This is a genomic window from Clostridium sp. AF12-41 (assembly GCF_003461685.1).
GTDB classification, from domain to species: domain Bacteria; phylum Bacillota; class Clostridia; order Lachnospirales; family Lachnospiraceae; genus Otoolea; species Otoolea fessa.
Genome location: NZ_QTXO01000015.1, coordinates 310 through 680, shown reverse-complemented (window position 1 = coordinate 680; position 371 = coordinate 310). Strand labels below are relative to the sequence as shown.

At 42.0% G+C, this 371-nt stretch carries 1 pseudogene; it reads right to left on the bottom strand.

What is annotated here, in order from left to right:
- Window positions 1–299: pseudogene (locus DWV73_RS13055) on the bottom strand (RNA-guided endonuclease TnpB family protein); the annotation flags it as partial.
- Between the last annotated feature and the right edge of the window lie 72 nt (window positions 300–371).

The window sequence follows — 371 nt, the reverse complement described above, 5'->3', positions numbered from 1 at the left end:
CCATTTCCGGAATCATAACAGGTCATCAGATTATGAATTCCAAGATCAATTGATAAATAATGGCCATTCAGGGAAAGCGGTTCTGGCTCTTTGACCTCATAGATAACGATAAGGTCACATTTCCCATGTTCCGGTGGATAGATCCGCAGCTGCTTTATGTGATCCATGTTCCTGAAAATCTTATTTTCAAGATATAGAAATTTTTCATGAATCCCGTAAGTTTCTTCCATATAGCTTTTCAGATCCTTTGACAGAGACAGCCGCAATTGGTCGGAACCTTTCTCGTGCCGGATTCCCATCTGCATGTAAGTGATCGGTATATTGTCCTGTTTAAATCGCGGCGGATTTGGGTCTTTGATCCCACCGGTCTT